Annotated in this window: 12 protein-coding genes and 1 pseudogene; 8 read left to right on the plus strand and 5 right to left on the minus strand. The window is 60.6% G+C overall.

What is annotated here, in order from left to right:
• Positions 1–611: 611 nt before the first annotated feature.
• Together AC0L28_RS23995 and rpoN are read left to right on the plus strand one after the other, a co-directional pair.
• On the plus strand, positions 612–1,145 hold the full coding sequence (locus AC0L28_RS23995) for a peroxiredoxin (RefSeq protein WP_065010713.1): 534 nt from the start codon (positions 612–614) through the stop codon (positions 1,143–1,145).
• Between the two features lie 180 nt (positions 1,146–1,325).
• A complete protein-coding gene (gene rpoN / locus AC0L28_RS24000; RefSeq protein WP_473480587.1) occupies positions 1,326–2,735 on the plus strand; it encodes an RNA polymerase factor sigma-54 in 1,410 nt (469 codons plus the stop codon).
• Here rpoN and AC0L28_RS24005 read toward each other — a convergent pair.
• The 5 genes and pseudogenes from AC0L28_RS24005 to AC0L28_RS24025 form a co-directional block, all read right to left on the minus strand.
• Complete coding sequence (locus tag AC0L28_RS24005) at positions 2,714–3,358, minus strand: nitrogen fixation protein NifQ (protein ID WP_473480590.1); 645 nt, start codon at positions 3,356–3,358, stop codon at positions 2,714–2,716. The two genes, rpoN and AC0L28_RS24005, sit on opposite strands and share 22 nt — an antisense overlap.
• Positions 3,359–3,782: 424 nt before the next feature.
• Positions 3,783–4,352, minus strand: coding sequence for a nuclear transport factor 2 family protein (locus AC0L28_RS24010; protein ID WP_473480722.1), 570 nt, complete (start codon positions 4,350–4,352; stop codon positions 3,783–3,785).
• A 126-nt stretch (positions 4,353–4,478) separates the two neighbouring features.
• A pseudogene (locus AC0L28_RS24015) lies at positions 4,479–4,661 on the minus strand (ferredoxin); the annotation flags it as partial.
• Between the two features lie 31 nt (positions 4,662–4,692).
• Positions 4,693–5,910 (minus strand): cytochrome P450, encoded by a 1,218-nt coding sequence (locus AC0L28_RS24020; RefSeq protein ID WP_473480592.1) that lies wholly within the window; start codon positions 5,908–5,910, stop codon positions 4,693–4,695.
• A 1,343-nt stretch (positions 5,911–7,253) separates the two neighbouring features.
• Entirely contained in the window at positions 7,254–8,315 is a 1,062-nt protein-coding gene (locus AC0L28_RS24025; protein ID WP_473480593.1) for a hemin-degrading factor, read from the minus strand.
• A gap of 318 nt (positions 8,316–8,633) precedes the next feature.
• Here AC0L28_RS24025 and AC0L28_RS24030 point away from each other — a divergent pair, with 318 nt between their 5' ends.
• The 6 genes from AC0L28_RS24030 to AC0L28_RS24055 all read left to right on the plus strand — a co-directional run bounded on the left by AC0L28_RS24030 (position 8,634) and on the right by AC0L28_RS24055 (position 13,904).
• Positions 8,634–8,954, plus strand: a complete 321-nt coding sequence (locus AC0L28_RS24030; protein WP_473480595.1) for a HesB/IscA family protein — start codon at positions 8,634–8,636, stop codon at positions 8,952–8,954.
• A gap of 180 nt (positions 8,955–9,134) precedes the next feature.
• A complete protein-coding gene (nifS, locus tag AC0L28_RS24035) occupies positions 9,135–10,334 on the plus strand; it encodes a cysteine desulfurase NifS (protein WP_473480597.1) in 1,200 nt (399 codons plus the stop codon).
• Between the two features lie 171 nt (positions 10,335–10,505).
• On the plus strand, positions 10,506–11,372 hold the full coding sequence (locus tag AC0L28_RS24040) for a beta/alpha barrel domain-containing protein (protein WP_473480725.1): 867 nt from the start codon (positions 10,506–10,508) through the stop codon (positions 11,370–11,372).
• The gene (gene nifW / locus AC0L28_RS24045; protein WP_473480599.1) at positions 11,369–11,746 is read left to right on the plus strand and encodes a nitrogenase stabilizing/protective protein NifW; all 378 of its coding nucleotides are present in this window, start codon (positions 11,369–11,371) and stop codon (positions 11,744–11,746) included. The genes AC0L28_RS24040 and nifW overlap by 4 nt, the downstream gene beginning before the upstream one ends.
• Before the next feature lie 181 nt (positions 11,747–11,927).
• Complete coding sequence (locus AC0L28_RS24050) at positions 11,928–12,776, plus strand: electron transfer flavoprotein subunit beta/FixA family protein (protein WP_473480601.1); 849 nt, start codon at positions 11,928–11,930, stop codon at positions 12,774–12,776.
• Between the two features lie 18 nt (positions 12,777–12,794).
• Positions 12,795–13,904 (plus strand): electron transfer flavoprotein subunit alpha/FixB family protein, encoded by a 1,110-nt coding sequence (locus AC0L28_RS24055; protein WP_473480603.1) that lies wholly within the window; start codon positions 12,795–12,797, stop codon positions 13,902–13,904.
• Positions 13,905–13,914: the final 10 nt, after the last annotated feature.

The following is a 13,914-nucleotide window of genomic DNA, read 5'->3' on the forward strand; positions in this document are numbered from 1 at the left end:
ATTCGATCCTCATCGACTCGGGATCATGGCGATTGCCGAAGAGCGGCCGCCATGAATTGCTGTCACAGGCGTGCGTTCGCGTCAGTCATGCCTCTGCCAACACCGCTACTAGGAGCGCACTGTGCCCCCTCGCTGCGGTGGTGCCCGCGGCTGCGCCGTGGGCATGGGCATGCGCTGTGTGGTGTTTGCCAGCCGGCGGAAGCGCAAATATCCGCGCTACACACCGACGGCTATGGCGCGCATCCCGCGTGGCGAAAGACGTCGTCCGAAAGGGGAGTGCAGAAGCAGCTTCATTGCAAATGGCATGTCTCTTGCTGCTCGTGCTCAGAGCCCATTGAACACGATGAAAGCGGATACCGAACCATGGCTGGCACGCGAAGCTCTAAACGATCGGCGAAGGCGGCGGTGGTTGTCCTCGCTGAAGACTGCGCATCGCCCGGTTTGGAGATCCGAACATCTGGAGCCGGGCCGTTCCCATAGACCAGAAGGGGGAAAGAATCGGGAGCCGCGCAGGGCATTGTCTCGCGCCCTGGCCTGGCAGCACCCCAGCGCGGCAATCCGATAGCCTCAGTAAAATCCAGTGCGCCAGTTTCTTCAAAAGGAGCAAGTTGATGACCGGTCAAAAGAAGGTCCCATTCGTCACGTTTCTGACGCGTGTTCGCGATGATTCAATCCAGGGGCCAAATCCGTACCGTTGGGAAGAAAAAACATCCGACGACTACTTTGCCGGCAAACGCGTCATCCTGTTCTCCCTGCCTGGCGCTTTCACCCCGACCTGCTCGACCTACCAACTGCCCAATTTCGAAGATCTCTACGAGGATTTCAAGAAAGAAGGAGTTGACGCGATCTACTGCCTCTCGGTCAACGATGCCTTTGTCATGAACGCATGGGGAAAGTCCTTGGGGCTGCAGAAGGTCGAGCTGATCCCGGACGGGTCTGGCGAGTTCACGCGCAAAATGGGCATGCTGGTTGCCAAGGACAATCTGGGCTTCGGTATGCGCTCGTGGCGCTACGCGGCTCTGCTTAATAATGGCGTGGTGGAGCAGTGGTTTGAGGAGGAAGGTTTCTCCGACAACTGCGAGACCGACCCCTATGGCGTCTCATCCCCGCAGAACGTCCTTCAATCATTGAAGGACGCTGCGTGACCTGGTGCACATCGACCATGCGCAACTGCGTTTTGGACGACACTGTGTGCAGAGCGCAAAGCTCTGGAGGCGCGCGGCCCGTGAGGTCGTTCAAACGTGACGCGGCTTAGAAGCGTCGACCTGTGAGAGATCTAATTAGCCACCGCCAAGAGCTTCTTTGACAGGAATACCGAACCGACCATGAAATCGTCCTTCAGCCTACTTCAGAAACAGTCTCTTGCGGCATCGCCTCAACTCATCGAGTCGATTCGCCTGTTGCAGCTGACGCATGCCGAACTGCATCAGTTCGTGGACCAGGAGCTCGAGAAAAATCCGCTTCTGGAGCATGCGCCAAACGACGAAGGGTGGTCTGGCGAGGTTGAAGGACCGAACTGGGCAAGGTCCCCGGACCTGCCCAGGCAAGGGAAATCCCAGCTCAGCACGACGAACACCACGCCGGGCGAGCGTCCTGCCTACGAGGAGTTTGTCGCCTTAGCGGAAACGTTGCACGACCATGTCGCTCGTCAGATCTCCCTCACCGCCTTCACACCGCACGAGCGGCTGATTGCTCATCAGCTTGCCGGGCATCTGGATGACACTGGCTATCTTCGGGTAAGTCCTTCGGACTTGGCTGACACCCTAAACGTCGGGCTGGCCCATGTGGAACGGGTGCTGGGCGTCTTGCAGCACCTCGATCCACCGGGAATTTTCGCACGATCGCTCAGCGAATGTCTCGAGATACAGTTGCGCGAGCGAAACCGGTTCGACCCGGCGATGGCGGTTTTGGTTGCCAACCTTGAGATGCTTGCGCGACGCGATTTTCAGACATTGAAGCAGCGTTGCGGCGTCGATGAAGAAGATCTTCTCGACATGTTGCAGGAAATCCGTGCGCTTGACCCCAAGCCTGGAAACAGATTCCAGTCGGGAACGCCGGAATGCGTGATACCGGACGTATGGGTCCTGCGCTCGCCAGGAGGTGGATGGCAGATCGAACTTGATCCGAACACGCTGCCCAAGGTGCTGATCAACCAAAGCTATGTCGCGGAGGTTTCCTGCCGAGCCGCCAAAAAATCGAAAGACATGACATTTCTCAATGAATGCTTGCAAAACGCGAACTGGTTGATCCGCAGCCTCGATCAGCGCGCCAAGACGATCCTTAAGGTTGCCACCGAAATCGTGCGCCAGCAGGATGCCTTTCTGGAATATGGCGTCGCCCACCTACGGCCCCTCAATCTCAGGACGGTCGCTGACGCGATCAACATGCATGAGTCGACTGTAAGCCGGGTGACCTCGAACAAGTACATGGTTACCCCACGCGGCGTGTTCGAACTCAAGTATTTCTTCACTGTCGCGATCGCCTCCTGTGAAGGCGGTGACGCGCACTCCGCCGAAGCTGTCCGCCATCGGATCAAAGCGATGGTCGCCGAAGAATCGCTTGATAACATGCTTTCTGACGATGACATCGCTGACCGGCTCAAGGAATGCGGCATAGATCTCGCTCGCCGCACGGTCACCAAATATCGCGAGGCGATGAACATCCCCTCCTCCATACAGCGGCGCCGGGAAAAGCGCTTGTGGCGGGACGGCGATCAAGGCCTCAAGGCCTCGTGACCAAAAGCGGCCCCTAAATCAAATGTGACGCGTTCTTCACATTCGCCCTCCTCCGGGCCGAAGCAACCGTCGAAATCGCTACATTCCCGGCAATTGGGCGCAGTGCATAGCAAAAACCCTTCGGCCTCACAGAGTTTGCGGTAAAAGTACTTCTTCCATTTCATGTTTTGGGTATTGCCGGCTGCAAGCATCGGGAAATGGGTGGCAAGCAGGCGGTTGAGCTCGGCCCGATTGAGAAGACCAAGATCCTGCCACAGATGGTCATCGCGCATGGCGCGCCGGGCGACGATCTTAGCGAAGCGCGCGCTCGCCGGGTCGCTCGGCCGGGCATGCGCCAGCAGAAGGCCGCGCAGAAGTTCTTCCTCCATGCCCCGCTCAGGATCGCTGACGTCTTCCAAGGCTAAGGCCGCCATAGCGGTTGCGGACAAACCCAGGGGCAGGACCTCGCGCAGCTCGGCAAGGGACAGCCCTGTTGACTCCGTCGCTGTCGCTTTGCCAGCCTCGACCTCCTTGAGCGCACACGAGAGAACGCAGGCAAGAACATGCTCGTCGAACCCCCTCTCCGGCTCGATGCTGGTGGGCCATTGGCCGGCGCCGACACATGCGTCTTTCTGTGCGGACATGGTCCCGTTCTCCTGGTTTGTTTTCGCGATGCAGCGGCCCTGCCGAGAGCACATGGGTCCGACTACGGGCACGCGCCGGCGCGGGCTCAACCCCAATACAGCGGGCCGCGGGTCGACCGCATGACCAAGCTGGCCTTCGAAGTCACCGCGCTAAACCATTACCCATAGCGTTGTTGATGGGGGGATGATCCGGTCTCCCCCAGTTCGGTCTGGCAGCATTGTCCCTGGTCGAAATCTCTCAACTGGGTCCGTAACGCGATTGGACAGTTTCAGGATCGATGAGGGGCTCTGCCAAGCTCCAGCAAATCGATACCACCGGCGTCTCGGTGCGCTCACGGTTTCAGACCAGAGCGTTGCCGCTCTCACGCGGGGGTTCCTGCCGGCCCATCTTTCCCTTGCAGGTGGCGCGGTGGCGTTGGAAGTTTCACAGTCCGTAGTCATACTGATGCGGTCCCAAGGTTGTGATGGCACGGTCATGAGAAGCAATGCGGCGCTCCCCGAGCGCATAGACAGGATCGTCCGGATACGGTGCTCCAATCGGCTGTCGCGGGCCGAAGCGTTCTGCCTCCAGGACCAAGGATGGGATCTGCTCCTCCAGCCAGTCATAGACAACGGTCCGTTCGGCAATCCGCCACTCCCCTTCCCGCTTTTGAAACAGATCGCAGTAGCGCCCGCATAGAAACATCTGACGGACTTCTCCGTCTTTGTCCGGTCCGCGTTGCAGCGCGGTGAAATAGCTCTCGACTGCGGCCTCTGCCGGGTTGATGAATTCGACAAGGATGTTCGTGATCTGATGGATGTTGCGCGGTCCGGTCTTGAAAACGCCGAGCGCAAACCGGATGAAGCCCTCTGCCGAGCCGCAATAGGCCCCGTGATTGTCATGTGCATCTGGCCAGTAGGCGCTGCGCAGTGCCGCTTCATCGGCACGGTCTATCCCGCGGCAATACCGATAGAGGCAGGCGCGGATCGCCTCGCGGTCGAGCAGTTCGACGATTTTCGCTTGGCCCGTCGGGTCTGCCGCAAATTCGGTGGTTCCGACGTGTTCCGGGACCTCTGTCTTCGGTTTGAGGGTGGCCTCCGAAGCGATTCGCGCAGCGGGTGGATCGTCGATTTCCAGCGCAAGTTCGGGGCAGGATCGCACCCCATCCGACGCAAGCAGTTGCTCCGCGTCCGCAACCTCGATGTCACCGGGGAGGATGTAACCCGCCTCATCCAGCTTGAAGACTGCCGGCGCTCGCGCCGCGCATTGCGCATGCCCCTGACATCTGGCTTGGTGAACGATGATGCGCAAGGCGACCTCCAACGTCTGTGCCCCAGCTCAGGCCGGGCTAGGTTTAGCCCCACTCCAGGATCAGATTTTCAATCCCGAACAGTTGGCCGCCGTGGGTGATGGGTGCTGTTCCCTCCTTGATCCGAAAGGGCGGCAGGCGCGCCAGCCACTCCTCCAGGCCAATGACAATTTCCCGGCGCGCGAGATGTGAACCAAGGCACCGGTGGGGACCATAGCCAAAGGCGGCGTGGCGGATGCCTTCTCGGGTCAGATCGACCGTGTTGGGAGATTCGAATTCCGCCGGGTCACGATTTGCAATCATCGTGGCGCAGGAAACGAAGTCCCCCTTGCGGATCGGCGCGCCTTCGAAGTCGATATCTTTCCGTGCGACGCGGATCAAATGAACGGTCGGAAAGGCACGCAGCAGTTCTTCGGCTGCGCGCACGATCCGGTCCGGTTCTTTTCGGAGCAATTCCTGATCTTCCAGTTTTCGCGCGAGATAGGCCAAGTCAAAGCCTATGGCTGTAGCGACCGTGTCGAGCCCCGCCACCAAAACGAGCACGCCAATGCCACGGACCTCCTGGTCTGTCAGCCCGCGGCCCTCGACCTGCGCCTGCACAATGAAGCTCATGAAATCGTCGACGGGCTTGTTGCGGCGCATCGCCGCCAGCTCGTCTATGAACGCTACAATCGTCCGAGCCGCCGCCGGCCGTCTGACATCATCGCCATGGAGCAGATCTTTCGCCCAGGCAACAAACGTCTCAAGACGGTGCTCCGGAAGTCCGATGAAGCGAAGGAAGATGCTGACCGCGAAAGGAAAGGCGAAATCCTTCATGACATCGCAGCTTGTTCCCGACGAGGCGATCCTCGTGATAAGCGCTATCGCTCGCTCGCGGATGGCGGGCTCCAGTTCCGTTACACGCTTCGGCGAAAAGAGCGGATTGAGCAATGAGCGAAAGACTGCATGGGAAGGGGGATCGAGTTCGAGCGGGATCGTCGGCCAGTCTTCGCCCAGTGCAGATGCGAAGACGTTGCGATGACTGGAAAAGTTTTCGGTCTCCTGCAGCACCCGGCGCTGATCTGCGGCGCGAGTGATGACCCAAGCACCCTGCCCGGTACGCGTGTTCCAGGGCGAATAAAAGATTCGCGGTCCGGCATGCACGCAAGCGATTGCTGCGTGGGGGTCGCCGTTGGGCGCCGGAGACATGCCTGGCGAGGAAAAAAGGCTGAAGTCGCCCACCATTTCCGGCGGGACATGATCTGGAACCGGGTTGGTCGCCATTTGGTTCTCCTGCGTTCAGGCGTTTACGCTCGGTTGAGATCGCAAGGCTGTTCGTCACCGCTGAGCTCCGCGCGCACTGCCGACATCGCCTCCGATGACAACGTCGAGCAAATTGCGTGCCGAATAAGCGCACCATTGGCGCTGCTCATATCTCCGTTGTAGCTGCCCTTCTGAGGCTAACCTTGGTACGAATTTCGACATTCATGACTGTTCCTGACACGACAAGGTTTTGCAGAAAAGAATGCTAGCGAGGAGCCGAGTGAAGAGGCTAAGTATCGAACGAGGTCACCTGCGAGAGAGGGTGTAGCTCGGCGGTAGCGAAGCCGCTCGCGAGCGCGCCCTCCACGAGCGCTGTAGCGAGCGAGCGGCTTTGCGGTCGTCATCGATACTTCGTCGGTAAGGTCGGGTTGCTGACCCAACTAATTCGAAGGACGATCGATGACCGACGGCATGGTGAACCTGCGCGCTCGTGGAGAAGGCTCCGGATCCCGATCTCTTGCGCGAGATGATTTGTATGCGGTCGAGCGCCTGAGCGAGTCGGAGACGGGGCCGCGATCGGCCGCGCCTATGGCAAGAAGAGGGCCCCACGTCCGCCGGCGCCGAGGCCATCAGGGCGCCCGCAAATAGCTCACTGCGGAGATCGGCAGCCCCAATTCTTCTGCGTCAGGATCACATCGGCCTGACGATGGCGATCGCCTCGTGGGGGTATCTGCTGGTAGCCGGAGAAATCCTCGACCGCACTGGTCGCATCGGCAACCTGGCCGTTGACTGCTGTGTTGCTGCTCTTGGCAAGAATCTAGCCGCGCTGAGCCGAGAGCGCGAACAGGATGCGCTAAGCGTTCCTTGATAATGCGGGCTGCTTTGGGGCGTGTTCAGCTTTGCATCCGTCTCGGACGTTACCTTTTCGAGCTTGGCATGAGACGCCGAGGGCTCTTGCCGGCGAAGGATCATTCGAGATGCCTTTGTGGAGGCCGTCCTCTGGAATCTTGACGGAGGGACCAATCGACTTCACTTCGAGCAATTCCTCCCGCCCGCTGCCGTACATCTGGGATGTTGGACAATTGACCGACAACACACCCGTCCGGGCAGCTGACGCATTTGCCTGCATTGAGTAGCTTTACCGCGGAGTTCAGGTTGTGGCTCATCGCAACGGGAGCAATGATGGCGATCCTCGCCAAGCGCGGTGGCCCTCGGGAATGGCGCCTCCGATCGAGGTGATCCTCGGCGGGCCGCAAAAGGCAGCTGTGCCCTCGTTGGCCTCGGCAGGCAAAGCGGTGGTCAGCAAAATCCAGAGTAGCGGCGCATGCCGAGCGAAACGGGAATCGATATGCATCGGCCTCACCTCAAGCGGCGGTTGAACGGGCAATGCGCGGCAGGTTCTCGGCCAGTAGCCGCCAGTCGTGGCGCTCGGGTTCGCCTTCCTTGCGCGTCCCGAAGAACTGGACGATCATCTTGCCATTGGCGCCATAGGCTTCGAGTGACGTGACGTGACCGTCCCTGGTCGGCTTGCGCACGGCCCAAACCTCACGGATGTGGTGGGCCCTGAGATGCAGGTGGAAAGTCTCGTCGAGCACATTGATGCAAGGCCCGATCTGCTTGACCGACTTGATAGGGCCGGAATGAATCTGGATGCAGCCACGATTGCCGACGAAGCACATGATCGGCATCTCGTCCTCGGCCGCACGATGGAACATGGCGCCAACGGCAGCATTGTCGAGCAGCCAGGCGTAATCCTGGCCGACCATGCGCACCGCCTGGCGGCGGCTGAGGTTCAGGGCCTTCAGCATGCCGAAGAACTGGTGCACGTCGGTCAGCCGACTCCAGTGCTCCCGCAGGTCATCGACTGTAGCGGCCTGGTCCGCAATCTTTGCGAGGTTTTCGGCTGACCTCCCCTCAACCGACACGATCGGCTCCTGGTTCGAGGATTGGAGCTCGTCTGTCAGTTTTTGATAGGCATAGAGGTTGGAGGACGACCTCAGATGCACCTTGTGCACTGCCTCGCCTGCGGCGTCGAAGAATTGCAGGCTGCGGTGGATCTCCCCGCCATCGCGTGTCTCGACCGCAAAGCCGTGCGCCCACACGTTCGCGAAGATGCGCAAATCAATGTCCTTGCCGAGCACCATGGCGTGACGCTTTCCGGTGAACACCTTATCGTAGATGCCTATCTTCTCATGCACGGCACTGGCATTGCGGGTCAGCGCCATCACCTCGCCGACCGCCTCGAGACCGGTCAGCATATCATTAACGCGTGGCTGGATGCGCACCGTGCCAAAACCGCAATGTGCCGCGAAAAGCTCCGCTTCCGAAATGCCCAATTGGGCGGCGAGATCGCGGTCGCGGATTGTAGGGCTGTCTTCGCGTGCCCGCCGGATTCTCTCCGGCGAAGGTTTCTCGCGCTGGTGCATGTCTTGACCCCTGGTTGCGCATACTGTCGGTTGGGCGTCTTCGCCCTCGCCAAAAAAGAGCTCAAAAGTCGTGCCAATTGCTCGAAGCGCTCGGAAACCGACTTACATCCCAGTTCACAGGGAACTTGAGCCCACCCCCCTGTGGCGGTCTCGACAAATCCGACAATACCTGTCGATTGTCCGACGCCTTCGCGGTAACAGCCGAACCAGAATCGTGGCCGCGTTGGCGATGTCGCACTGTCCGGAAACGGTTTTTCCCATTGGCACGGTCCATGCACGGTGATGCCCAAACCGTCACGCACTGAGGAGAAACGAGCGATGATTACGCTCACCGACAAGGCCGTTGCCGCCGTTAAAACCGCTCTTTCCAAGGCTAGTGAGCCGGCAGAAGGCTTTCGCATCATGGTCGAGGCCGGCGGCTGCTCCGGCTTCAAATACTCGATGGGCCTGGAGAGCGTCCCGCGCGAGGGCGACGCGATCATCGAGAAAGATGGGATCAAGGTGTTCGTAGACGCCGGCACCCAGCCGCATGTAGCCGGCATGGCCGTCGACTTCGTCACGGGTCTCGAAACCTCCGGCTTTGTCTTCGACAATCCGAATGCGAGCGGGAAGTGCTCCTGCGGCAAGTCCTGTAGTTGATTGCCGAAGAAGTAGAGAGGGCGCCTGAGGTGAGCTTGTCGGTGCGATGGCGGCCCAATCTGCGCCAATCTGGGGGCACCTGCACCGCTTCTGGATTGTCTCCGCCAGCAACGGCATGCGCAAGGCTCGATGCGACCGGGTTGCGCCTCACGTCATTCGATCTATTGAGGACCATAGCCCATGAAAGTTGTCTATCTCGACAACAACGCAGCGACACGGGTCGATCCCGCGGTCGTTGACGCGATGTTGCCGTTGCTTACGGATCAATTCGGTAATCCTTCGTCGGCGCACGGTTTTGGCGGCCTTGCCGGCGCGGCGGTGAGAAACGCGCGGCGGCAGTTGCACGCGCTGATCGGTGCGGAGTTCGACGACGAGATCACCTTCACCTCGGGCGGAACGGAAAGCGACAATGCGGCAATTCTTTCGGCGCTCGAGGTGATGCCTGACCGAACAGAGATTGTGACTTCCGCCGTCGAACATCCGGCCGTGTTGACGCTCTGCGCGCATCTTGAGGAGACGCGCCGCGTCAAGGTGCACAGGATTCCGGTAGATCGCCACGGCCGGCTCGACGTTGACGCTTACCGGGCTGCTCTCAGCCCAAACGTGGCAATCGTCTCGATCATGTGGGCCAATAACGAGACTGGTACGATCTTCCCCATCGCCAAGCTCGCCGAATTGGCCAAGGAAGTCGGCGCCCTTTTCCACACCGATGCCGTGCAGGCAGTCGGCAAGTTCCCGATCGACCTGAAATCAACCGCCATCGACATGCTGTCGCTCTCCAGCCATAAATTTCATGGACCAAAAGGGGCCGGCGCACTTTTCGTCAAGCGCGGCGTGCCGTTCCAGTCCCTGATCAAGGGGGGTCACCAAGAGAGCGACCGGCGCGCGGGCACCGAAAACACGCCCGGCATAGTCGGGCTCGGCATGGCCGCCGAACTCGCCTTGAAATTCATGGATGAGGAGACCCCACGGATAAAGTGGCTTCGCGACCGGCTGGAGAACGGGCTTGTCCAGCGTGTCCCAAACACCTTCGTCAACGGCGATCCCCTGGAGCGCTTGCCGAACACCGCAAACATGGCCTTCGAAGGTATTGAAGGCCATGGAATCCTGCATCTCCTCGACCGCGAGGGTATCGTCTGTTCCTCCGGGTCCGCCTGCACATCGGGCTGTGCGGAGCCAAGCCATGTGCTGAAGGCGATGAAAATGCCACATGGCGCGGTCCGCTTCTCTTTCGCGCGTGACAACGGACAAGAAGAGGTGGACCGGGTGCTAGAGGCCTTGCCTTCAATTGTGGAGAAGCTGCGCGACGCCCACAGTTCCGGGTCGAATATACGGAGCGCCGAAGGCCTTCAATGCGTACCGGGTCTCAGCGGCAGATGAACCGGCGTCCATTCATGAGCAGTCGGGTCTTTCTCAAGGATATTACCCTGCACGAGGGCGAGCAGGCACCCGGCGTTGCCTTGACGGTGTCGGAAAGCTTGGGATCGAGATCGACGCAATTGCGCCGTGGTCGCACGGAGTGTTCCGGTGCGGTTCACGGCAGGGCGCCGGATGACCTCACGGGATTTCCATGCATCAGTCGAGAGCGGCGTCCGTGCCCTCAATCTGTCGTTGCCTGCATCGGATATCCAGCTTGCCACCAAGCTCGGGCTAGTCCGGGAACGAGCGCTAAAGCTCATCGAGCATATGGTCGGGCGCGCGGCCGCCAGCGGCTTTTTCCTCGCCCTGGGCTCTGAGGATGCTCGCATACCAGCCCAGGACTATCTCGCCCGCCTTATTAAGACGGCGGCGCGCGCCGGCGCAAGCCGCGTCAGCCTGGTCGATAGTGTCAGCGCCCTCGATCCCCTTTCGACCTTCGAGCTTGTCACCCCGCTCGCCGCGAAGTCTCCCGTCGACCTCGAATTCCATGCGCATAATGATCTCGGCCTCGCTACCGCCAACACGGTGGCCGCGTTCCGCGCCGGCGCGCGCCATGCCTCGGTCGTCCTTGGAGTCGGCGAGCGCGCGGGCAATGCCGCACGCGAAGAGGTGGCCGCCGCGATGGCTGTCCTTCAGGAGGCAGATAAGTCGGCCTCACCGCATTGCCCCCCTTGGCGGCCGGGAGACCTCGGGCGGGGCCGAGCGCCAGGTCGAGGGCCAATCCGGAGACAGTCGAGCCCATCCCGCTCGGGCCCTGCGGGCCGTTGCGTCAGCCCACCTCGCTCGCTTCCAAGCGGGGCCGGCTGCCTCCATGGAGGTCGACCAGTTGTACCGCGCGCGACATCCGGCCTCGGCACCGGAGGCAGTTGTGACGACGAGGCGATTGCCGCGCTGGCTCAGCGCATTCGTTCATCAGCCCGCGGCTTTCGGGGCTGCATGTCGAATGTGCGACCAACGCACCAAAAACCCACCGTTTCCGACAAAGGGAGAACGCAATGAGTTGTTCCGCTGACAGCAGTTCCATCGACGTCACCAACATCCTCACGCGACTGAAAGGCCTGTCGTCCGCGGAGGAGTTCTTCGCTGTCCTTGGCGTCTCGTATGATCCGAAGGTGCTCAATGTCTCACGGCTGCATATCCTCAAGCGTGTGGGCCAATACCTTGCCGAGGAAGATTTCTCCGGTCTGCCCGACCAGGTGATCGCCGCGCGCATGCGCGCCATGCTGGAACGCGCCTACGAGGAGTTCGCGCTTTCCTCGCCGCTTACGCACCGGGTTTTCAAGGTGCTCAAAGATCACAATCCGAACAAACCTCACACGCCAGGCCGCACATTCGTTCCGTTCGACTCCGTCCTGAAGCGGTTCGGCGAATAAGCTACATAGTTGCGACGCGACAATGTCGACAAGCCAACAATTCGGGCACCGAAACCGGTGGCCTCAGAAAAGATCAATGCAATTTACAAGGAACAGACGTTCGCAAATCACTTGGCACGGATGATGCAAACAAGAACTCGCACCGCCAGCCCGCATCGGGATAACAGCGTAGAGAACGCCAATGCATATCGTCGTCAGCATCAAGCAGGTGCCGGACTCGGCACAGATACGGGTCCATCCGGTGACGAACACCATTATGCGCCAGGGTGTGCCGACCATCATCAACCCTTACGACTTGTTCGCCCTCGAAGAAGCACTCAGGCTGCGCGACGCTTATGGCGGGGAGGTCACCGTGCTCACTATGGGTCCACCTATGGCCGAGGACTCCCTGCGCAAGGCGCTCGGCTACGGCGCCGATCGCGCGGTGCTTTTGACCGACCGCTATTTTGCCGGTTCTGACACGCTGGCCACCTCCTTTGCTCTTTCCCAGGCAATCGCGAAGATCGGCGAGACGTTCGGCACACCGGACGTGGTCTTCACGGGCAAACAGACGATCGACGGCGACACCGCCCAAGTCGGGCCCGGCATCGCCAAGCGTCTCGATCTCCTTCAACTCACCTATGTCGCGAAAATCGCCTCCATTGATCTTGCTGCAGGCGAGATCACGGTCGAGCGCCGTTGCGAGGGCGGCATTCAGAAGCTGAAGAGCAGGCTGCCTTGCCTCATCACCATGCTGGAAGGCACAAACGAGATGCGCCGGGGCTCGATCGAAGACGCGCTTTGCGCCGCGCGCAGCCAGATTGTGAAATGGAGTGCGGCCGAGGCCGGCATTGACGATCTCACCAAATGCGGCTTGCGTGGCTCGCCGACGGTCGTCAAACGCGTTTTTGCCCCTAGCGGCCGTTCGGAAAAGGCGGAGCAAATTGAGACGGCCGAAAAGACGCTGCGCGATGCCGCAGACGAACTGATTGGTGCAATCTTCACCCGCCAGCCGGCGCTGGAACCGGAACTCGCCTTCGAGGGCGCGTGACGGCAAGGAGCAGACCATATGTCGAGCACGAACTCAGACACCCCTCGCCAGCCCCCCGGCCGTGCCGGGATGAAGAAGGAGCTTCCTGAGCGTTTCAGGGACTATCGGCATGTCTGGGTTTTCATCGAGCTCGAACGTGGCCAGGTCCACCCGGTATCTTTCGAACTGCTTGGCGAGGGCCGCAAGCTGGCGGACAAACTTGGCGTCCAACTCGCGGGCACTGTGCTCGGACCCCCGGGAGAAGCCACCCAGAACGCAGTCGCCGAGGCCTTCGCCTATGGCGCCGACCTCGTCTACTTCGTCGAGGCGCCGGTGCTCGCCGACTATCGTAATGAGCCTTTCACCAAGGCGATGACCGATCTGGTTTCTACTTACAAACCCGAGATCCTGCTTCTCGGTGCAACCACGCTCGGCAGGGATCTCGCCGGTTCCGTCGCAACCACCTTGCTAACAGGGCTAACGGCCGACTGCACCGAACTTGACGTGGATGCTGACGGTTCGCTCGCCGCGACTCGCCCGACTTTTGGCGGTTCGTTGCTATGCACGATCTACACGCTCAATTACAGGCCGCAGATGGCGACGGTGCGGCCGAGGGTCATGCCCATGCCCCAGCGGGCCGACAGAGCGATCGGGCGTGTCATCCCGCACAAGCTGTCGCTAGCCGAGGATGAAATCGTCACCAAGGTGCTAGGTTTCCTTCCGGACAGCCAGTCGGGCAACGCCAATCTCGCCTATGCGGATGTGGTGGTTGCGGGAGGGCTCGGTCTCGGCGGAGCGGAGAACCTGCAGCTTGTGAAGAGTCTCGCGCGAGTGATAGGCGCCGAATTCGGCTGTTCGCGGCCGCTGGTCCAAAAGGGCTGGATGTCGGCCGATCGGCAGATCGGCCAAACAGGCAAGACAATCCGGCCGAAGCTTTACATAGCGGCCGGTATTTCCGGCGCCATCCAGCACCGCGTTGGAGTTGAGGGAGCCGATCTCATCGTGGCCATCAACACCGACCCGAACGCGCCGATTTTCGATTTCGCTCACCTCGGGATCGTCACCGATGCCGTTCGCTTCCTGCCGGCGCTGACCGAGGCCTTCACCCGGCGGCTGTCACCGCACAGTCGCGACAAGCTTGCGAGCTAAGGGAGATGGA

The sequence above is a fragment of the Mesorhizobium sp. WSM4847 genome (assembly GCF_055811335.1).

What these genes read in the sequence shown, in the direction of transcription:
- AC0L28_RS23995 (WP_065010713.1), top strand. Translation starts at nt 612, where the DNA reads ATGACCGGTCAAAAGAAGGTCCCATTCGTCACGTTTCTGACGCGTGTT.
- rpoN (WP_473480587.1), top strand. Translation starts at nt 1,326, where the DNA reads ATGAAATCGTCCTTCAGCCTACTTCAGAAACAGTCTCTTGCGGCATCG.
- AC0L28_RS24005 (WP_473480590.1), bottom strand. Translation starts at nt 3,358, where the DNA reads ATGTCCGCACAGAAAGACGCATGTGTCGGCGCCGGCCAATGGCCCACC.
- AC0L28_RS24020 (WP_473480592.1), bottom strand. Translation starts at nt 5,910, where the DNA reads ATGGCGACCAACCCGGTTCCAGATCATGTCCCGCCGGAAATGGTGGGC.
- AC0L28_RS24025 (WP_473480593.1), bottom strand. Translation starts at nt 8,315, where the DNA reads ATGCACCAGCGCGAGAAACCTTCGCCGGAGAGAATCCGGCGGGCACGC.
- AC0L28_RS24030 (WP_473480595.1), top strand. Translation starts at nt 8,634, where the DNA reads ATGATTACGCTCACCGACAAGGCCGTTGCCGCCGTTAAAACCGCTCTT.
- nifS (WP_473480597.1), top strand. Translation starts at nt 9,135, where the DNA reads ATGAAAGTTGTCTATCTCGACAACAACGCAGCGACACGGGTCGATCCC.
- AC0L28_RS24040 (WP_473480725.1), top strand. Translation starts at nt 10,506, where the DNA reads ATGACCTCACGGGATTTCCATGCATCAGTCGAGAGCGGCGTCCGTGCC.
- nifW (WP_473480599.1), top strand. Translation starts at nt 11,369, where the DNA reads ATGAGTTGTTCCGCTGACAGCAGTTCCATCGACGTCACCAACATCCTC.
- AC0L28_RS24050 (WP_473480601.1), top strand. Translation starts at nt 11,928, where the DNA reads ATGCATATCGTCGTCAGCATCAAGCAGGTGCCGGACTCGGCACAGATA.
- AC0L28_RS24055 (WP_473480603.1), top strand. Translation starts at nt 12,795, where the DNA reads ATGTCGAGCACGAACTCAGACACCCCTCGCCAGCCCCCCGGCCGTGCC.